The sequence below is a fragment of the Xylophilus ampelinus genome (assembly GCF_003217575.1).
Lineage (GTDB): Bacteria > Pseudomonadota > Gammaproteobacteria > Burkholderiales > Burkholderiaceae_C > Xylophilus > Xylophilus ampelinus.
Map to the genome: position 1 here is coordinate 198,716 of NZ_QJTC01000004.1, position 17,999 is coordinate 216,714.

The 17,999-nt window shown below is 63.8% G+C and carries 18 protein-coding genes and 2 pseudogenes; 3 read left to right on the top strand and 17 right to left on the bottom strand.

What is annotated here, in order from left to right; all coding sequences use genetic code 11:
* Window position 1 precedes the first annotated feature (1 nt).
* The 9 genes from rpsE to DFQ15_RS05020 form a co-directional block, all read right to left on the bottom strand.
* Window positions 2–523, bottom strand: a complete 522-nt coding sequence (rpsE, locus tag DFQ15_RS04980) for a 30S ribosomal protein S5 (RefSeq protein ID WP_055840936.1) — start codon at window positions 521–523, stop codon at window positions 2–4.
* 18 nt (window positions 524–541) lie between these two features.
* Window positions 542–910 carry a 50S ribosomal protein L18 gene (gene rplR / locus DFQ15_RS04985; RefSeq protein WP_110464903.1) on the bottom strand — a complete coding sequence of 123 codons (369 nt, stop codon included), beginning with the start codon at window positions 908–910 and terminating at the stop codon, window positions 542–544.
* 11 nt (window positions 911–921) lie between these two features.
* Window positions 922–1,455 carry a 50S ribosomal protein L6 gene (gene rplF, locus DFQ15_RS04990; RefSeq protein ID WP_110464904.1) on the bottom strand — a complete coding sequence of 178 codons (534 nt, stop codon included), beginning with the start codon at window positions 1,453–1,455 and terminating at the stop codon, window positions 922–924.
* A 23-nt stretch (window positions 1,456–1,478) separates the two neighbouring features.
* Window positions 1,479–1,874, bottom strand: coding sequence for a 30S ribosomal protein S8 (gene rpsH / locus DFQ15_RS04995; protein ID WP_110464905.1), 396 nt, complete (start codon window positions 1,872–1,874; stop codon window positions 1,479–1,481).
* 20 nt (window positions 1,875–1,894) lie between these two features.
* Window positions 1,895–2,200, bottom strand: coding sequence for a 30S ribosomal protein S14 (gene rpsN, locus DFQ15_RS05000; RefSeq protein ID WP_110464906.1), 306 nt, complete (start codon window positions 2,198–2,200; stop codon window positions 1,895–1,897).
* Window positions 2,201–2,208: 8 nt separating this feature from the next.
* Window positions 2,209–2,748 carry a 50S ribosomal protein L5 gene (rplE, locus tag DFQ15_RS05005; RefSeq protein WP_055840949.1) on the bottom strand — a complete coding sequence of 180 codons (540 nt, stop codon included), beginning with the start codon at window positions 2,746–2,748 and terminating at the stop codon, window positions 2,209–2,211.
* Window positions 2,749–2,759: 11 nt separating this feature from the next.
* Window positions 2,760–3,080, bottom strand: coding sequence for a 50S ribosomal protein L24 (rplX, locus tag DFQ15_RS05010; RefSeq protein WP_110464907.1), 321 nt, complete (start codon window positions 3,078–3,080; stop codon window positions 2,760–2,762).
* An 18-nt stretch (window positions 3,081–3,098) separates the two neighbouring features.
* The gene (rplN, locus tag DFQ15_RS05015; RefSeq protein WP_055840955.1) at window positions 3,099–3,467 is read right to left on the bottom strand and encodes a 50S ribosomal protein L14; all 369 of its coding nucleotides are present in this window, start codon (window positions 3,465–3,467) and stop codon (window positions 3,099–3,101) included.
* Between the two features lie 166 nt (window positions 3,468–3,633).
* Entirely contained in the window at window positions 3,634–5,268 is a 1,635-nt protein-coding gene (locus tag DFQ15_RS05020) for a glycerol-3-phosphate dehydrogenase/oxidase (RefSeq protein ID WP_110464908.1), read from the bottom strand.
* Between the two features lie 537 nt (window positions 5,269–5,805).
* On the opposite strand from DFQ15_RS05020, the pseudogene DFQ15_RS05025 reads away from it, so the two are divergent.
* From DFQ15_RS05025 to proC, 3 genes and pseudogenes are all read left to right on the top strand, one after another.
* A pseudogene (locus DFQ15_RS05025) lies at window positions 5,806–6,120 on the top strand (DeoR family transcriptional regulator); the annotation flags it as partial.
* Between the two features lie 65 nt (window positions 6,121–6,185).
* Window positions 6,186–7,679 carry a glycerol kinase GlpK gene (gene glpK / locus DFQ15_RS05030; RefSeq protein ID WP_110464909.1) on the top strand — a complete coding sequence of 498 codons (1,494 nt, stop codon included), beginning with the start codon at window positions 6,186–6,188 and terminating at the stop codon, window positions 7,677–7,679.
* 182 nt (window positions 7,680–7,861) lie between these two features.
* The gene (gene proC, locus DFQ15_RS05035) at window positions 7,862–8,707 is read left to right on the top strand and encodes a pyrroline-5-carboxylate reductase (protein ID WP_110464910.1); all 846 of its coding nucleotides are present in this window, start codon (window positions 7,862–7,864) and stop codon (window positions 8,705–8,707) included.
* 27 nt (window positions 8,708–8,734) lie between these two features.
* Here the strand turns inward: proC and DFQ15_RS05040 are convergent, their stop codons facing one another.
* The 8 genes and pseudogenes from DFQ15_RS05040 to DFQ15_RS16955 all read right to left on the bottom strand — a co-directional run.
* Window positions 8,735–9,721, bottom strand: coding sequence for a 4-hydroxybenzoate octaprenyltransferase (locus DFQ15_RS05040; protein ID WP_110464911.1), 987 nt, complete (start codon window positions 9,719–9,721; stop codon window positions 8,735–8,737).
* 234 nt (window positions 9,722–9,955) lie between these two features.
* Window positions 9,956–10,570: a Dps family protein gene (locus tag DFQ15_RS05045; protein ID WP_110464912.1), complete on the bottom strand. Its 615-nt coding sequence runs from the start codon at window positions 10,568–10,570 to the stop codon at window positions 9,956–9,958.
* A 166-nt stretch (window positions 10,571–10,736) separates the two neighbouring features.
* On the bottom strand, window positions 10,737–12,728 hold the full coding sequence (locus tag DFQ15_RS17515) for a hypothetical protein (protein ID WP_199399812.1): 1,992 nt from the start codon (window positions 12,726–12,728) through the stop codon (window positions 10,737–10,739).
* Window positions 12,725–14,473: pseudogene (locus DFQ15_RS05055) on the bottom strand (Hsp70 family protein). Before DFQ15_RS05055 ends, DFQ15_RS17515 begins: the two are co-directional and overlap by 4 nt.
* Window positions 14,474–14,578: 105 nt before the next feature.
* Window positions 14,579–14,935, bottom strand: coding sequence for a hypothetical protein (locus DFQ15_RS16945; RefSeq protein WP_146228645.1), 357 nt, complete (start codon window positions 14,933–14,935; stop codon window positions 14,579–14,581).
* 304 nt (window positions 14,936–15,239) lie between these two features.
* Window positions 15,240–15,956: a hypothetical protein gene (locus tag DFQ15_RS05060; RefSeq protein ID WP_146228646.1), complete on the bottom strand. Its 717-nt coding sequence runs from the start codon at window positions 15,954–15,956 to the stop codon at window positions 15,240–15,242.
* Between the two features lie 316 nt (window positions 15,957–16,272).
* Window positions 16,273–16,755, bottom strand: a complete 483-nt coding sequence (locus tag DFQ15_RS16950; protein ID WP_146228647.1) for a hypothetical protein — start codon at window positions 16,753–16,755, stop codon at window positions 16,273–16,275.
* Window positions 16,756–16,757: 2 nt separating this feature from the next.
* A partial coding sequence (locus DFQ15_RS16955; RefSeq protein ID WP_407703852.1) for a DUF6862 domain-containing protein occupies window positions 16,758–17,999 on the bottom strand: 1,242 nt, incomplete at its 5' end.

A 17,999-nucleotide genomic window follows, 5' to 3' on the forward strand; every position in this document is an offset into this window, starting at 1 on the left:
GTCAGGCGGTGAAGATTTCTTCGACCGACTTGCCGCGCTTGGCTGCCACTTCGGACGCGGTCGTCGACTTGACGAGCGCATCGAAGGTAGCGCGGACCATGTTGTAGGGGTTCGAAGAGCCGTGGCTCTTGGCAACCACGTCCGTCACGCCGAGCACTTCGAATACAGCGCGCATCGGGCCGCCGGCGATGATGCCGGTACCCTTGGGTGCCGGTGCCAGGAACACGTTGGCAGCGCCGTGGTGACCCGTCACCTGGTGGTGCAGCGTACCGTTCTTCAGCGAAACCTTCTTCAGGTTGCGACGGGCTTCTTCCATCGCCTTCTGAACGGCAGCAGGCACTTCCTTGGACTTGCCCTTGCCGAAACCGACGCGGCCATCGCCGTCGCCGACCACGGTCAACGCGGCGAAACCGAGGATTCGGCCGCCCTTGACGACCTTGGTGACGCGGTTGACCGCGATCATCTTCTCGCGCAAACCGTCGTCCTGGCCTTCGGTCTGCACTTTGGGTTGAAACTTAGCCATGATGTTCTTCCGTCGTGCTTAGAACTGCAGACCCGCTTCGCGGGCAGCGTCAGCCAGCGCCTTGACGCGGCCGTGGTAGGCGAAACCGGCGCGGTCGAAGGCAACCTTCTCCACGCCGGCGGCTTTCGCCTTCTCGGCGATGCGCTTGCCGATGGCGGTGGCGGCAGCGGCGTTGCCGCCATTGCCTTCGCCACCCAGCGACGTGCGAACTTCCGCTTCCGCCGTGGAGGCCGACGCCAGCACCTGGGTGCCGTCGCCGGAGATCACGGTAGCGTAGATGTGTTGGTTCGTGCGGTTCACGGTCAAACGTGCCACGCCCTGGTTCGCGATGCGAATCCGGGTCTGGCGCGAACGACGGAGACGCTGCTCTTTCTTGGTCAAAGACATGCTGCGGCTCCTTACTTCTTCTTGGTTTCTTTGATCGTGATCTTTTCATCCGAATAGCGGATGCCCTTGCCCTTGTAGGGCTCGGGAGGACGGACCGCGCGGATTTCCGCGGCGATCTGACCGACGCGCTGGCGGTCGGCGCCCTTGATCAGGACCTCGGTGGGGGTCGGGGTGGTCACCGTGATGCCGGCGGGCATCTCGATGTTGACCGGGTGCGAGTAGCCGACCGTCAGGTTCAGCTTCGCGCCCTGTGCCTGGGCCTTGTAGCCCACGCCGACCAGCGACAGCTTCTTCTCGAAGCCCTTGCTGACGCCGACCACCATGTTGTTGACGAGCTGGCGCAGCGTGCCGCTCATGGCGTTCGCTTCGCGGGACTCGTTGGCGGGCTCGAAACTGAGCTTGCCGCCTTGGTTCGTCACATTGACCAATGCATGGGCGTGCTGGGACAGCGAACCGCCCGTGCCTTTGACATTGATCTGGTCATCCTTGATCGACACATCCACACCTTGTGGGATGGCGACCGGCATTTTTCCTACGCGGGACATTTCAGTTTCTCCTCGATGCCGCTTCAGGCCACGTAGCAGAGCACTTCGCCACCGATACCGGTAGCGCGCGCCTTGCGATCGGTCATCACGCCTTGCGGGGTCGTGACGATGGCAACGCCCAGGCCGTTCTGGACCTGTGGGATGGAATCGCAGCCCTTGTAGACGCGCAGGCCGGGACGGCTGACGCGCTCGATACGTTCGATGACCGGACGGCCAGCGTAGTACTTGAGGGCGATCTCGAGCTCGGTCTTGTTGCCTTCGCTCTTGATTTGGAAGCCGTCGATGTAACCCTCGTCCTTCAGGACTTGTGCGATCGCGATCTTCACCTTGGAAGACGGCACGGAAACGGAGGCCTTGGCCACCATCTGCGCATTGCGGATGCGGGTCAGCAGGTCGGCGATGGGATCACTCATGCTCATGTTGAATATCTCCTACCTGCTTACCAGCTGGCCTTGGTGATGCCGGGAATGTCGCCGGCGAAAGCCAGTTCACGGATCTTGGCGCGTGCCAGGCCGAATTGACGGAAAGTACCGCGTGGGCGACCGGTGATCTCGCAGCGGTTGCGCTGGCGGGTCGGGTTCGCATTGCGGGGAATCTTCTGCATCGCCACGCGGGCCGCGAAGCGCTCTTCGTCGCTCAGCTTGACGTCGTTGGCCATCGCCTTCAGTTCGGCGAGCTTGGGAGCGTACTTGGCTGCCAGTTTTTCGCGCTTCAGTTCGCGCTGGATCAAAGCTACTTTAGCCACACGACACCTCAGTTCTTGAACGGGAAACGGAAGCCGGCCAGAAGCGCCTTGGCTTCTTCGTCGGTCTTGGCCGTGGTGGTGATGCTGATGTTCAGACCGCGGAGCGCGTCGACCTTGTCGTACTCGATTTCCGGGAAAATGATCTGTTCTTTCACACCGATGTTGTAGTTGCCGCGACCGTCGAACGCACGGCCCGAGATACCGCGGAAATCGCGGACGCGGGGCAGTGCCACGGTCACGAAACGGTCCAGGAACTCGTACATCTGGATGCCGCGCAGGGTCACCATGCAACCGATGGCCTGGCCTTCGCGGATCTTGAATCCGGCGATGGCCTTCTTGGCCTTGGTCACCACGGGCTTCTGGCCGGCGATCTTGGTCAGGTCGGCGACCGCGTTGTCCATGACCTTCTTGTCGGAGACTGCCTCGCTCACGCCCATGTTGAGCGTGATCTTGGTCAGACGCGGGACCTGCATCGGCGAGGTGTAGCCGAACTTCTCGGTCAGGTCTTTCGCGATCTTCTCGCGGTAGTATTGCTGGAGTCGTGCCATGTCTGTAACCCTCAGACCAACTTGATTTCGTCGCCGCTGGACTTGAAGACGCGAACACGCTTTCCGTCAGCTTGCAGCTTGATGCCGACGCGGTCGGCCTTGCCGGTGGCGGCGTTGAAGATCGCCACGTTCGACTGGTGGATCGGCATGGATTTCTCCACGATGCCGCCCGTCGTACCCTTCATGGGGTTCGGCTTGGCGTGCTTCTTGACGACATTGATGCCGTCGATGAGGACGTAGGAGTCGTCCTTGCGCATCGTGACCGTGCCACGCTTGCCCTTGTCGCGCCCGGTGAGCACGATGACTTCGTCGCCTGTGCGAATCTTGTTCATGTCGCGTCCTGGATCGAATTAGAGAACTTCGGGAGCCAGGGACACGATCTTCATGAACTTTTCGGTGCGCAGTTCGCGCGTCACCGGTCCGAAGATGCGGGTGCCGATCGGCTCCAGCTTGGCGTTGAGCAGCACGGCGGCATTGCCGTCGAACTTGACCAGAGAGCCGTCGCCGCGGCGGATGCCCTTGGCGGTACGGACGACCACCGCGCTGTAGATCTCGCCTTTCTTGACGCGACCACGCGGGGCGGCTTCCTTGATACTCACCTTGATGATGTCGCCCACGCTGGCGTAGCGACGCTTGGAGCCGCCCAGCACCTTGATGCACAGCACGGACTTCGCGCCGGTGTTGTCGGCGACTTCCAACCGGGATTCTGTTTGGATCATTTCGTTATTCCCAACTTGCACCGTAACGCGGCAGGCGCTGCAAGCGCATTGCCGTGATTCGATCAGTCTTGGGCCCGTCGTCCACGCAATGAAACCATTTCACTGCGCTTGAGCTGGGCAAGAAGCTTCGCCTTTTGAAAGCGAAGCCCTCGATTCTGGCACCCGCCTATGAGCTTGTCAAGCTATTGCCGCTGTACTGGGCCGTGCCGACGGAAAAGTCGATGTATTGGCCCGTCAGCGCCACGAATTCCGCGAGCGCGGGCGTCGGCACGCCTTCCTCCGCCAGCAATGCGGCCACGCGGGGCGCCAGCCGGGCCGCCAGCCGTGCGTCGAGGAACAGCAGGCGGGAGCGGCGGGCGAGCACGTCCTCCACGGTGCGGGCGTACTCGTAGCGGGCGGCGAAGCGCACCATCGCCTCGCTCAGGCCCGGCGCCAGCCAGACACCGGCGCCCGGCAGCGCCGTGACCGATGCGCCCTCGTCGCCGTAACTGTGCAGCCCGGGCGCGTCGCTCATCTTGTGGCGCAGTTGCGACATTCGGGGCGCGCCCACCAGCGGAAGGTGCTCGGTGGCACCTCTCGGCGTGCGGGCGATCAGGCCGGCATCGGCACAGTTCTGCAGCACGTCCTCGGCCATGGCGCGGTAGGTGGTCCACTTGCCGCCGGTGACGGTGACCAGGCCGCTCTCGCTGGTCAGCACGGTGTGCTCCCGGCTGATCACCTTGGTGTTGCCGCCGTCGTCGTCCTGCGGCTTGACCAGCGGCCGCAGACCGACCCAGGTGCTGCGCACGTCGCTGCGCCGCGGCGGCTTGCGCAGATAGCGGGCGGATTCGCCGAGGATGAAGGCGATTTCTTCCTCGAACGGCCGGGGCTCGCGGACGATGTCGTCGCGCGGGGTGTCGGTGGTTCCCAGGATGACCTTGCCGAGCCAGGGCACCGCGAACAGCACCCGGCCGTCGGTGGTGCGCGGCACCAGCAGGGCGTGGTCGCCGGGGAAGAACGCGCTGTCGACGACCAGGTGCACGCCCTGGCTGGGTGCGATCATCGGCTTGACCGGCTGGCCGATGTCCTGGCCGTCCTGCTGGCGCAGGGCGTCGACCCAGACGCCGGTGGCGTTGACGACGCAGCCGGCGCGGACGTGGACGCTGCGGCCGCTTTCCTGGTCGACGCACTGCAGGCCCGAGACCTTGCCGCCTTCGTGCACCAGCGACCGCACCGCGCAGTAGTTGACGACCAGCGCGCCGCGGGCGGCGGCGGTGCGGGCCAGGGCCAGGGCCAGGCGGGCGTCGTCGAACTGGCCGTCCCAGTACTGCACGCCGCCCTTCAGGCCGCAGGCCTGGGCGCCGGGCACGCGCGACAGGGTCTCGGCCCGGCTCAGGAATTCGGTGCGGCCCAGGCCGCGCTTGCCGGCCAGGGCGTCGTAGAGCTTCAGGCCGATGCCGTAGTACGGCGTCTCCCAGAAGCGGTAGGAGGGCATGACGAAAGGCAGCGGCTGGGCCAGGTGCGGCGCATTCGCCAGCAGGGTGGCCCGCTCGTGCAGGGCCTCCCGCACCAGGGCGATGTTGCCCTGGGCCAGGTAGCGCACGCCGCCGTGCACCAGCTTGGTGGCGCGCGACGAGGTGCCCTTGGCGAAGTCGTGCGACTCCAGCAGCACGACCGACAGCCCCCGCGCCGCGGCGTCGAGCGCCACACCCAGGCCCGTGGCGCCGCCGCCCACGACGGCGATGTCGTAGCGGCGGTCTTCGGCCAGTCTGTCGAACAGGGCGGCGCGGGGGGCGGGGAGCGGCGGAACAGCGTGCGTCATGGGGTCTCGGAATCCTCGTCCCGCGCACGGCGCGCGGAAAGTGTGGGGATGCCGCGCAGGAATCGTGCCCTGCGCGGCACCGGGTGCCATCGATCCAGCGGACCTCGCCGTCCTTCCAGGGCCGCGTCAGCGTGTCGCAGGCGACGGTCTCGCCGTTCGGCTTCGCGTGGGCCAGCGAGATGCCGCGCAGCCAGGTCTCGGCGCCGACGGTCTTGTCGATCCCTTGCAGATTGCGTCGCACGGACCACCCCCGGGCGCGCCAGGGTACGTGCGGTACGGCGGCATGCCCGCAGGGCGTCGGCGGCCGCGAGCGTTCGCATGTGCATCGGTCCTTCGGGGCCTGCGGCGGGCCGCTGTTGTTTGATTGGCCGCGATTCTTGTTCTTTTCCGATCGAAATCGCCCAGCATTAACCCGATGGCGGTTCGTTCCTGTTCGTTTTAAAGTCGCTTGCGTTTCCTGTCCCCAACCCGACGGCGCCACGTGAGCCTCGACCCCGCCAGATCAGCCTGCTGTACGCCGTGCGCGCCCGCGGCTCCATGACCGTGGAACACCTGGCCGACATGCTGGGCGTGACGCTGCAGACGGTGCGGCGCGACACCCATCGGCTGGCCGAGGCGCCCATGCTCGCCCGCTTCCACGGCGGCGTGCGGGTGCCCGGCTCCACCACCGAGAACACCGCACACCGCCAGCGCGAGACGCTGCACGCCGACGGCGAGACCCGCATCGCCCGGTCGGTCGTCGCCCAGGTGCCCGGCGGCTGCCCGCCGATCCTCGACATCGGCACCACCACCACCGAGGCGCTGCTCCGCCACCGCGGGCTGCGGGTGCCGACCGACAACCTGCATGTCGCCACCACCGGCTGTTCCCCGACGTGCCGGCGCCGCGCCGCGTGCCCTTTTCCAGACCCACGCATTCCATGGCCTACCTCCTCGCGCTCGACCAGGGCACCTCCAGCTCCCGCAGCATCGTGTTCGACGGCCACGGACATATCGTGGCGCTGGCCCGGCGCGAGCTGCCCCAGCACTATCCGCAGCCCGGCTGGGTGGAGCACGAGCCCGACGAGATCTGGCGGACCCAGCTGGCCACCGCCCGCGAGGCCCTGCAGAACGCGGGCATCGCGGCTGGCGACATACGCTCGGTCGGCATCACCAACCAGCGCGAAACCACCCTGGTCTGGAACCGCAAGACCGGCCGCCCGATCCACCGCGCCATCGTCTGGCAGGACCGCCGGGCCGAGCCAGAATGCGCCCGGCTGCGCGAAGGCGGCTGGACCGAAAAGATCCAGCAGAAGACCGGCCTGCGGATCGACGCGTATTTCTCCGGCACCAAGCTCAAGTGGCTCCTCGACCACGTGCCCGACGCCCGCGACCAGGCCGCCCGCGGCGAGCTGGCCTTCGGCACCGTCGACAGCTGGCTGATCTGGCAGTTGACCGGCGGACAGCGCCATGTGAGCGACGTGAGCAACGCGTCCCGCACCATGCTGTTCGACGTGCACCGCAACACCTGGGACGACGAGCTGCTGGCCGCGCTCGACATTCCCCGCGCCCTGATGCCCGAGGTGCTGCCCTCCAGCGCCCGCTTCGGCGACGTACGGGCCGACCTGCTGGGCCACACGATCCCGATCGGCGGCGTGGCCGGCGACCAGCAGGCCGCCACCTTCGGCCAGGCCTGCTTTTCGCCCGGCATGGCCAAGAACACCTACGGCACCGGCTGCTTCTTGCTGATGCACACCGGCACCGCGTTCCAGACCTCGCAGAACGGCCTGGTCACCACCAGCGCCGCCCAGCCGTCGAAGCAGACCGAATACGCGCTGGAAGGCAGCGTCTTCGTCGGCGGCGCGGTGGTGCAGTGGCTGCGCGACGGCCTGCAGGCGATCGACTCCAGCAGCGAGGTGCAGGCCCTGGCCGAGAGCGTGCCCGACGCCGGCGGCGTGGTGCTGGTGCCGGCCTTCACCGGCCTGGGCGCCCCCTACTGGCAGCCCGACGCACGCGGCACCATCAGCGGCCTGACCCGCGGCACCACCATGGCCCACATCGCCCGCGCCGCGCTGGAGAGCATCGCCTTCCAGAGCGCCGCCCTGCTGCAGGCGATGCAGCGCGACGCCGCCCGGGCCGGCGTGCCGGCGGTGCAGGAGCTGCGGGTCGACGGCGGCGCCTGCGTCAACGACCTGTTGATGCAGTTCCAGGCCGACCTGCTGGGCATCGCGGTGGTGCGGCCGGCGGTGGTGGAGACGACCGCACTCGGCGCGGCCTGCCTGGCCGGCCTGTCGAGCGGCGTCTTCGGCGGCACCGCCGAGCTGTCGGAGCTGTGGCGGGTCGAGAAGCGGTTCGAGCCGCGGTGGAACCGCGACCAGGCCGAGGAGCGGATGCGGCAGTGGGAGCATGCGGTGCGGCAGACGACGCTGCGGTAGGCAGGTCGGCGGCTTGCGCCAATGATGGCGATCGCTATACATTTGATAGCTATAAGCCGGCATCGATAGCCGGCCAGAGGCATATTCCGTTCAAAACGCGGCCACCCGCCCCACGCGTCTCTCGCCCGCGCAACAATGCTGCCCTCCCCTTCGACCGTGTCCTCAGCCCCCCGCACACCACCATGACGCCATCCACCGCCTCCGCCCTCCACGACCGCACCGTCGCCTTCATCGGCGGGGGCAACATGGCCGGCGCCCTGATCGGCGGGCTGCGGCGCCAGGGCATGGCGGCGTCGCGCATCCGGGTCGCCGAGCCTTTCGACGAGGCACGTGCCCGGCTGTTGGCGCAACACGGCGTGGCGGCGGCACCGACGGCCGATGCCGCGCTGCTGGGCGGGTGCGACTTGGTGGTGTGGGCGGTGAAGCCGCAGACGTTTCGCGAAGTGGCGCTGGCGTCCGCCGCGATGGCGCCCGGCGCGCTGCACCTGAGTGTGGCGGCCGGCATCCGCAGCGACAGCATCGCCGCCTGGCTGGGCAGCGAGCGCATCGTGCGCGCCATGCCCAACACGCCGGCCCTGGTCGGTCAGGGCATGACCGGCCTCTTCGCCCGGTCGGCAGTGACGGCCGACGACCGCTCGCTGGTCGACCAGGCGATCGCGCAGACCGGCCAGGCGCTGTGGCTGGAGGCCGAATCGCAGCTGGACGCGGTCACCGCGCTCTCGGGCTCGGGCCCGGCCTACGTTTTCTACTTCATCGAGGCCATGGTGGAGGCCGGCACCGCGCTGGGCCTGAGCGCCGCGCAGGCCCGGCAACTGGCGGTGGGCACCTTCACCGGCGCCGCCGCGCTGGCCGGCCAATCCGACGAGCCGCCGGCCGTGCTGCGCGAACGCGTCACCTCCAAGGGCGGCACCACCTACGCGGCGCTGACGGTGCTGGAAGACGCCGGCGTGAAGGCGGCCTTCGTCAAGGCGATGGAAGCGGCCCACCGGCGGGCGGGCGCGCTGGGCGACGAATTCGGGCGGGCTTGAGCCCCAGCTGCCGCGACGTCCGGCTGCCTACCGCCCGGCCGCGTCGGCCCAGCCGGCCGCCTTGCAGAACGCGAAGCCCGCCACCACCCCGGCGAACAGGGTGAAGCCCAGCCAGTGGTTGACCCGGAACGCGCGGAAGCATCCTTCGCGGGTGCGGTGCCGGATCATCGTCCAGTGCCAGAACACCTGCACCGCCGCGATCGCCAGCGCCGCGTCGAACGCCGGGCCCAGGTGGTAGGGCCGCAGCGCCATCGCCCAGATCGCCAGGAACAGCAGGTAGAACACCACGACCGCCGGCACGTCGAAACGGCCGAGCGTGATCGCCGAGGTCTTCATGCCGATGCGCAGGTCGTCGTCGCGGTCGACCATCGCGTACTCGGTGTCGTAGGCCAGCACCCAGAACAGGTTGCCCAGCAGCAGCCACCAGGCGACCCCCGGCACGCCGCCTTCGATGGCGGCCAGCAGCCCGCTGTCGGCACCGGGCACCGCGGTATAGATCCAGGATTCGCCGCCCTGCACCGCGGTGAAGGCCATCGGGATGCCGACGCCGAAAGCCAGGCCCAGCACCGCCTGCGGCATTGCCACATGGCGCTTGGCGTAGGGATAGGCCAGGGTGATCGCCAGTGCCGCGAAAGACCAGATCACCGTCGAGGCGTTGGTCGTCAGCACCAGCACGAAGGCGCAGAGCGCCAGCACCGCCGCCAATGCCAGGGCCTCTCGAACCGACACCGCGCCGCGGGTCACCGGCCGCTGGGCGGTGCGCTTAACATGGCGGTCGAAATCCCGGTCGGCCACGTCGTTGACGCAGCAACCGGCGCTGCGCATCAGCACCGTGCCCAGGGTGAAAACCGCCAGCAGGTGCCAGCCCGGAAAACCCGACGACGCCACCCACAGCGCCGCCAGCGTGGGCCAGAGCAGCAGCAGCCAGCCCGCCGGACGGTTCCAGCGGACGAGGTCGAGGTAGAACGGCAGGCGGCTGGGCATGGAGCGCGTCAGCAGAAGCAGGGAAGTCATGGGCGAGAAGCAAGAGACGAGAGCGCATCCGCGAACGGGATGCGGCGGCCAGGATTGTGACCGGTCCCCACACCCACGCCACGCAAAACGGCCCCGAGAGGAGCCGTTGATCGGATGACACCGACCGGATGATGGTCCCGAACCGATGCCGAAACCCACCGGCGACCGGCATACGACGCCGGGATGCCGGCCGGCGGCCCCGCGGAGACGGGCGGGCCGGCACCCGGGCCTTGCTTATTCCTCCAGCAGCGACCGCAGCATCCAGGCGGTCTGGTCATGTAGCGCGCACCGGGCGGTCAGCATGTCGGCCGTCGGATCGTCGCCGGCCTCTTCGGCCACCGGGATGAACTCGCGGGCGATGCGCGACACCGTCTCGTGGCCCTGCACCAGGATGCGGATCATCTCGGTGGCCTTGGGCGGCGACAGCGGCACGTCGGGCACGGTGGAGATCTTGCTGAACTCGGCGTACGAGCCCGGCGCATAGTGGCCCAGCGAGCGGATCCGCTCGGCGATCACGTCGGTCGAGGTCCACAGCTCGGTGTACTGCTCCATGAACATCGCGTGCAGCGAGTTGAAATGCGGCCCGGTCACGTTCCAGTGGAAGTTGTGGGTCGTGAGGTAGAGGGTGTAGGTATCGGCCAGCACCCGCGACAGGCCCTCGGCGATCGCGGCGCGGTCGGCCTCGTCGATGCCGATGTTGATCCGCGGCGCACCGGCGCTGCCCGACGACGGGGCCACGCGCTGCGAGCCCTTCGACGGCACCGTGCCGGCCGACGCCGAGGGTGCGTCGGTGATCGGCGCGCCGGGGTTGAAGGGGATCTTGCTCTTCTTGGAATCGTTCTTGGCCATCGGGCACTCCTCAAAGTTTTTTCAGGGATGACGCACTTTAGGCGGCGCGGCGGCGCCTGCCAACAGACGGACTCTATCGCTGCGATTGCGGGGGATGCGTAACCAGATGGCAGGCGGGCGGCGGGAGCGCAGGAACAGCGGGAGGCCGGATGTGCGGCAGCCAAGCTTATGGAACCGGCGGTGGCAACACCGAAAACGCCGACCGCGCGGCAGGAGGTGGCGTCAGCACATCCGCTGCGCTCCGAAGAGCCGGGCGAACGGCTTCGCTTTCGCCGTCCTGCGCCTTTCTGTGCAATCGCGGGCCTCGTTGCTCGGATACCGGACCAATTGCAGAAGCCGCCTGTACCAGTGAGGTCAGTGGAATGGGTAAGCCTGCTCCTGCTCCTGCTCCTGCTCCTGCTCCTGCTCCTGCTCCTGCTCCTGCTCCTGCATTCGCCGTTTGCGGCCATGCGTCGGTTTGCCGGAGCATGGCCCATAGCACCGGTGTTCCGGTGAACACCTCGCCCTGCCCTTCTGGACGCCCAGGCGACGGCTTTTCCTTACCTTCGTTCGCTAGCGACTCACAGGTCGCCAGATCGGTGATCAGGGCTTTTGCGGCGCGCACGTCGCCCACTTGCAGCCAAGCGGCTTCCGCGGCAAAGCGGGCGATGGATACACACAGCAACGGCGTAGGTGTCGGAAAGCCAAAGGCACGTCCATCCCGCAAATTGATCGAGACCTCTGACGCGTATACCCATGCCACAACGCCTGCACCGGGGTAGAGCCGTTTCGCGATCGCTTCAAGCTGAGAAAACTCTGCGCGGCCACCCATGGCAGACGGCGGGCGCATCGCCATGCACGAAGAAAGCGTTTTCACATCTGGCCAGGGAACATCCTTCCAGCCTGCCCGGCTCGTTTTCTCATGGACCCTCGAACACTCGCTCGAAACCCGCGCACGTTGGCTTTGGTTGTTGCTGTTCGCCAGATACGAAAATATCGCGATGCCTACAGGAATGGCGATGATGCCCAGCGCAATTCCCATCAACGCATTTCTTGTGTCTGGATCCCGCAGCTTTGCAGGCGCTTTTCGCCACAATGGCATACGCTGCCAAACCCGGTGCCAGCGGTCGAGATGGCCCGGTGTGAACCACCAGGACACCACGCCCGGAAACCGTGCTTCAAACGCTTTCAGCATCCTGTCGTCGATCTTTGCACCGAGCGCCGCCGACTGCGTCGGCTCTTCAAGAAGAGACAGTGCAAACGCCAGATGCTTAGTCGACAGGATGGATATCTGTTCCACAGCCTGCCACAGCGCAGCACCATGTTCATCCCTTTGGAAATACTCGGCTCTTCCAAAGCTGTTCCAACCGAACGACTCGGAGGCGGCCATCAAGAGGGGAACCCGGTGGTGACCGAGTTCGTGGCTGGCGAGCCGCCCTGCCAGTAACTGCTCGAAGCGCTCGCGCTCATCGAGCGCGATCAATACCGGGTCCTTCAGCGCCTGTCCTATGCACGCGCGCGCCGCATCCACATCCGACGGACTGAAAGCAAGATGCTGCAGCATGGCATTCAGCACGCTTTCTGCATCCTGGTTGCGCGATTGCACAGGTTCGGCGCTTGTTGCTGGCGCGGCGGGATCGGGGTCGGAACCGGTCGAGATATTCCCATCAGGTTCTGCAAAGCTGTCCGGCGAACGGCCATCAGCCTCGCGGGATAGGGATTGCGCCGGCTCGGGAGGTGGCGCGTCGGGAATCGGTTCCGGGCGTTGCTCTGCCCTCCGATCGGTGGTGGCCGGTTCTGCTTCGTTATCCGATCGGCTCGGCGGATCGTCAGCAACTTCTTGCAGGCCAGCAGCATCGGGTTGACCCATCTCCGCATCCTGGGACGGAGGGGCGGCCATCGGGCCGGGCGGTGCTTCGAAGATCGCTTCGGTTGGAGGTCGCGCAGTCCACTCGTTCGCGGCGGCCGACCAGGCCCCCGTCATCGATCCGACATGCGCTGCGCTCCGTGCGTGGCCCAACGCCCGTTCATACGCCACACGCAGTGCCACAAAGCGATCAGGCTCCGTAGCCTGGTCGATCTGCTTGAGTAGCACGGCGTAGGCACGCCGCACCGCCTTCTCGTCGGCGTCAGCGGCCAATCCCAAAAGCGCGAGGCTGGACCGTAATGTCGAGGTCATGAAGGCGCCTCGTCGAGCCACATTCCGTTGGAATCCAGAAACTGAAGCATTTCCTCCAAAGCGCGGCGGGGCGCCGCCATGCGACGCTCGTCCTGGGTTTCGAGTGATGCCTCGAAACGAAACATCGCATCGCCCAACGCATCCCGCTGCTCGCCGAGCAATTGCCCATAATGCCGCTCCGCACGGGCCATGAGCGTCCGGGTGGGCTGGCTGTCTCGGGGATGGATTTTAAGATTGCTCAGCAAGGCCAACCTTCGCTTCACTTCTTCTGGCGACAGGCGGTTTTCCGATGCCGCGATCGCAAGCTGCACCGGTTTTCCTGCAGGCACGCCATTTTTCAGCGGTGTCGCTTCGACCTCCAGCAGGCCGTCAGCGTCGTAAGTAAAGCGCACGTCCGCTGCGACATCGCCTTTCTTTCCATCCGGCAAAGGCAGATCGAAATGCCCCAGTCGGATGTTGTCGTCTACCCGGCGGCCTTCTCCTTGGTACACCTCGATTTTTAACATGTGCTGGCGGTCGAGCACCGGGAAAAACCGTCTAACCCGGCTCGCTGGAATGACCGTGTTGCGTTACAGAACGGGGGCCATGAAACCCGTGACCTGGCGGCCCGGACTCACCTCGTTCGAAGTATTGATCCCCAGCGTATAGGGGCACACGTCGGTCATCACTCTCTCGGCCAAGGACGCGTCCTTGGCTTGCAGGCCCGCCTGCACGGCTGCGCCCAGTGCCACGATCTCGTCCGGGTTCAATGCCGTCTCCGGAAACCGGCCGAACATGCGCGTGACAAGCTGGCGGACCGATCGAAGGCGGGTACTCCCGCCCGCAAGCACCACAGCGGCGAGCTGTTCAGGCCTGACGTGCGCGTCCCGCAAAGCTCTCTCTACCGGCAGCCTTAGCCGCAGAAGCAAAGGCTCAAGGAGCGCCTCCATGTCAGCAAGCGCATACGTCCTTTGATGGAGCTGCCCTTTGACGTGGATGGCCACCTCCACTTCGTCACGCGTGGCCAATGCAAGCTTCGCCCCCTCTGCCACTGCGCGCACTTGCGCACGCAGCAGCGTGTCGCTTTCCATAAGCGCGGTAAGCCCTGCACTCTTCGCAAATGCGTTCGCCAAGAGTTCGTCGACATCTTCGCCGCCCAGGTGGTTGTCACCCGCGGTGGCGCGAACCTCCATGACGTCCTCGAAAATCTCGAGGATGGACACGTCGAAGGTTCCACCGCCGAAATCGAAGACAAGAAATTGCGTTTCGGGGCTCTTTTGGTGAAGCCCATATGCCAGTGCTGCAGCGGTGGGCTCATTCAGAAGACTGACCCTATCAAAACCCGCCAGCAATCCGGCCGAACGTGTCGCTTGTCTTTGCACGTCCGAAAAATAGGCCGGCACCGTGATGACCGTCTGTTTGACCGGTTCGCCCAGCATGGCTTCTGCATCCAATCTCAATGCGCGCAGCACAAAGGCCGAAAGCTCCTCCGCCCTGAAAATTTTGGGCCCCAGATGGAAGACTTTGGCAGTGCCCATCGCCCTTTTGAACGTCGCCGCCGTTCGGTCGGGATGGCTTTGCAAACGCTCACGCGCAGCCTGGCCTACCAGAATGCTGCCGTCAGCCTCCATGCTGACACAGGAAGGCGTGAGAAACGCGCCCAGCGCATTGGGTATCAGCTGCGCATGACCATCGATCCATGCCGCCGACAAGCTATGAGTCGTTCCCAAATCTATACCAATAATCATAAGGATATGGATCTGCATGCAGCAGATCTAGAACATCAGAGCTCGTTGATGGAGAGACCGTTTTGACTAAACCGCGCAGAGCAAACCAAGTGCGCTAGACGCCTTGCAATGTTTCATTGGAAATCAGGCCATCGGCAGTTCCGGCGGTGGCTCATTCGATTTGAAGAACTGAGCTCTCGTCGAGGCAGACAGCAACGCCCACAAGCCCAATGCCCCCAATGGCAAGAACAACGAGAAAAGGTACACCGTGCACAACATGAGCGAAGCGATCCATCTACGGCTTCGACCATGGCGCAACCAGCGCCCCGCCAATACGGACGCTGTAGCCAAGCCGATTCCCAGCAAGAACCCTGTCAGCGCAACAAGGCTGTGCGCACCATTGCTCACAAGAACCAAACCCAAGAGAAAAGCACATGGAAATTGAATATACCCAGCAATCTCCATGCAATTTGCCGCGAAACCAATACGAGTATTTTTCATGCCAACGTTCTTTCTTCGTGGAAATATTATTTCAAACAACACAATCCAAGATTCATTTAGATTTGACTGTCGTCAACACTTTCTTCATACATGTGATGACCAATTCTGAAATTTGCTCAAGAGCGACCTTTTCAATGGAATTCATCCAAGCTTTCTGCGGTGCTGTAGCGGAGGCGAATAGCGAGACATGGTTACAAACTAGGCCCATGCGGCAACTGAGGTTCGCTTTGGGGCAGTTCTACGAAAAACCTAAGTATTGATTGCATACGCTATGGCTTGATTGGAATTCGGGCTGTGATCAACCTCAATCCGCAAACAGCTTATCAAAGGACGACCGCACCGTCTGCACGCAAGACTGAATGTGTTCCTGTCCACGGGCGCGCACCAGAGCATAGTCGTCGGCCGCCCATTGGTCGAGCGTCAGGTCGCCCGTTGTGATCTCGGTGGAGCACAACACCGGCTTCTCGGCCCATGTGATGTAGCCGTCGCTGTTCAGTTTATGTGTGATAGCGGTTTGGATATAGAGATCGTAGGCTGGCTTGTCTTGAGAGAAGTCCCGATAGACCAAGCCAAATCTATTCAGGCGAACATAAACAGGGTGTTTATAGACAACGCTCTGTTTGCCATGGGCCTCACGCCACGCGGTCAGTGCCGGAATCATCTCGCTCATCTTGTTGATCGAAGCCGGATGCGCGACCGTCTGAACTTTGGTTCCGCGATAGTCCTCTTTGGAAACCGGACTCCGGAAGCTACCCGCCAGCGCACCAATCACCATCAAGCCGACATCGCCCATGCGGTCCGATTTGTCGACAACACGCAGCACACTATCTGGATATCGCTGCCCATTCGCAGCACCGATATCGATTTCGAATGTCACCCAGTCTTTCGGCATTGGGGAAGGCGTGCCCGCCACATTGACTGAGGATGTTGTGTCGGTTTTCGGATTTTGCGCACAGCCAGCGAGCAGCGCGGTCAGGGCAAATGCAGCAAATAAGGGAGAGGAAATTTTGAAGAGATGCATGGTCTTGTGTGTGTGGAAATAAGAAGGATTTTCGTGACGGTTACTATGAATCGGCCGTACCGCCACGCACACGTGGCAGGCAGATTGGCAATTGCCACTTAATTATTATTTAAAGGCCATTACAGAAAAAAGCCAGGAGCAGAATCGAATAAGGAATTCCGGTCCGGCATTCCTGCAGTGCTGGCCATGCGGCGAAAAACACCAAGAGGATGACAACGAGCAGGGCACGAAGGAGGTCGGCTCAAAGTGGATTCCGTTGTTTTTTGCGCAAAATTGATTTGCTAGATGGCTCAATTCGCATTCGAATCATCCCCGTTTAACTTTCTGCGCCAGCACCTGATCCGAGTTCGATCAAGGGCGCCTCGCTCCAACTTACTCCATTGCGCTCAAAAATTATCTCAACTTCGTCGATGAATGGAACGCAAATTTCTCCCAACTCAAAGTTTTGGATGTCAAACTTTTCGATAAGTGCATGACATAGCTCACTTGCCTCAATTTCCGGACCAACCCAACACATTGCAAAATAATCAGAATCCGGATCGAACCGCGCCAAATCTTCAACGAGCGTTAGTGAATAATCCATCGTTCCTCGAGCCTTGTTTGCTCCGTCCCAAACATCCATCAAACCGCATTTGATGCCACGGTAGACCATATCCACAGCAAACTGCCAACGGAATCTAGCGTCGCCGTTTAGCTCTCCTGGCTTCGCGCATGTAAACAAGTCAGCACTATAACCAGATAAAGTGAGGAGATACAAGTTTCCTTGAAACCATGCGGCAATATTGGAGGGCATTCTCATCATTAACCCCCTGCCTGCGGAAACTTTAGCTTCACAGGCTTACCGCCATTTATGACGTTCTCATTCGACTTAAAGTTGATATCTACAGAGGCAGTTGTGGCTGCAGTATCCACACTAGCGGTACTTGCGGGTCGGTAGGTCACAGATATTCCTTCTGCATTTGTTGCACTCCAACAGCCACTGCAGTTGGGGATTGGCTTAGCAATGGCAGGTGTTGAGTTTTCGCCAAACAATCTATTGGCGAAATCCTCCGCTGTTGCACTGGGATTAGAACTGGCGGGCATTTCGCGCGGAACGCCTGTACGTGGGACTGCATCTGGCAATCCTGTTTTAGGATTTTTAGTGATTCCCGGCAATGATCCATTCGCCAAATCATTTACAGCCTGTTGGTTAAGAACGGTGTTTGGAGCCTTCCCGGTAAGTGCCGGGCCATTCGCTTTTCCTCCAATGCGGCCCAATGCCGCAGCCTCATCGGCTACAACTCCCCCATTTCCCCCCACCCCCAAATCCGCAGCATCCGTCGCACCAGCCCCCCGCCCAGCCGCCCCCGGCAAAGTCGGCTGCGTCGGCACCACATTCCCGCCGGCGTCCGTCACCGTCGTGCTGCCGTAGGTCCGGCCGCCGCTACCGTAGGCGCTGGTGGCGGTACCGTCCGTTGCGGCGATCCCTGTCGTCGTGGCCGTGGAGGGCGCCAGGTCCCCGACAGGCCCCTTGACCATGCCCACGACGGCACTCGCACCCTTCACGAGCGGTGCCACCACCGCGACTATCGCCTGGTTCCCCGCTTCCACCAAGATGCCATCGGCCGTGCTTTGCGCCAAGGTGTCATGGAGCGAGTCGGGGCGCTTCGGATTACCGATGGTGGGGGGATTGAGCTGCGTGAGCGTGGGACTGGTGGCGTAGACATAACCGCCCTCGGTGGTCCTGACGGTGTTGCCCATGGCGGTGGCTTCACCGGCCCGGACCGCACATGCGTCGGGCGTGGCGCCGGAGCAGGCTTGTGCCAGGTCTCTGTCGCGCTGGGCGGAGGTTTGGGCCAGAGCGTTGCGGGTGTCGCATGCCGCTGCATCGCCTCGGCCGCATGCGGCAACCGCTGCTTCGTAGCGCTCTGCTTCCGAGAGCCGCATGGGGTTGGGGCGCACGTGACTCAGGTAGTTGTTGACGGTGGCGTTGCCCGCCGCAGCCGCCCCGGCACCGCCGCCAACGGCAGCACCCACGCTGGTGCCCGCGATGGCGACGAGGGC

What these genes read in the sequence shown, in the direction of transcription:
- rpsE (WP_055840936.1), bottom strand. Translation starts at nt 523, where the DNA reads ATGGCTAAGTTTCAACCCAAAGTGCAGACCGAAGGCCAGGACGACGGT.
- rplR (WP_110464903.1), bottom strand. Translation starts at nt 910, where the DNA reads ATGTCTTTGACCAAGAAAGAGCAGCGTCTCCGTCGTTCGCGCCAGACC.
- rplF (WP_110464904.1), bottom strand. Translation starts at nt 1,455, where the DNA reads ATGTCCCGCGTAGGAAAAATGCCGGTCGCCATCCCACAAGGTGTGGAT.
- rpsH (WP_110464905.1), bottom strand. Translation starts at nt 1,874, where the DNA reads ATGAGCATGAGTGATCCCATCGCCGACCTGCTGACCCGCATCCGCAAT.
- rplE (WP_055840949.1), bottom strand. Translation starts at nt 2,748, where the DNA reads ATGGCACGACTCCAGCAATACTACCGCGAGAAGATCGCGAAAGACCTG.
- rplX (WP_110464907.1), bottom strand. Translation starts at nt 3,080, where the DNA reads ATGAACAAGATTCGCACAGGCGACGAAGTCATCGTGCTCACCGGGCGC.
- rplN (WP_055840955.1), bottom strand. Translation starts at nt 3,467, where the DNA reads ATGATCCAAACAGAATCCCGGTTGGAAGTCGCCGACAACACCGGCGCG.
- DFQ15_RS05020 (WP_110464908.1), bottom strand. Translation starts at nt 5,268, where the DNA reads ATGACGCACGCTGTTCCGCCGCTCCCCGCCCCCCGCGCCGCCCTGTTC.
- glpK (WP_110464909.1), top strand. Translation starts at nt 6,186, where the DNA reads ATGGCCTACCTCCTCGCGCTCGACCAGGGCACCTCCAGCTCCCGCAGC.
- proC (WP_110464910.1), top strand. Translation starts at nt 7,862, where the DNA reads ATGACGCCATCCACCGCCTCCGCCCTCCACGACCGCACCGTCGCCTTC.
- DFQ15_RS05040 (WP_110464911.1), bottom strand. Translation starts at nt 9,721, where the DNA reads ATGACTTCCCTGCTTCTGCTGACGCGCTCCATGCCCAGCCGCCTGCCG.
- DFQ15_RS05045 (WP_110464912.1), bottom strand. Translation starts at nt 10,570, where the DNA reads ATGGCCAAGAACGATTCCAAGAAGAGCAAGATCCCCTTCAACCCCGGC.
- DFQ15_RS17515 (WP_199399812.1), bottom strand. Translation starts at nt 12,728, where the DNA reads ATGACCTCGACATTACGGTCCAGCCTCGCGCTTTTGGGATTGGCCGCT.
- DFQ15_RS16945 (WP_146228645.1), bottom strand. Translation starts at nt 14,935, where the DNA reads ATGAAAAATACTCGTATTGGTTTCGCGGCAAATTGCATGGAGATTGCT.
- DFQ15_RS05060 (WP_146228646.1), bottom strand. Translation starts at nt 15,956, where the DNA reads ATGCATCTCTTCAAAATTTCCTCTCCCTTATTTGCTGCATTTGCCCTG.
- DFQ15_RS16950 (WP_146228647.1), bottom strand. Translation starts at nt 16,755, where the DNA reads ATGAGAATGCCCTCCAATATTGCCGCATGGTTTCAAGGAAACTTGTAT.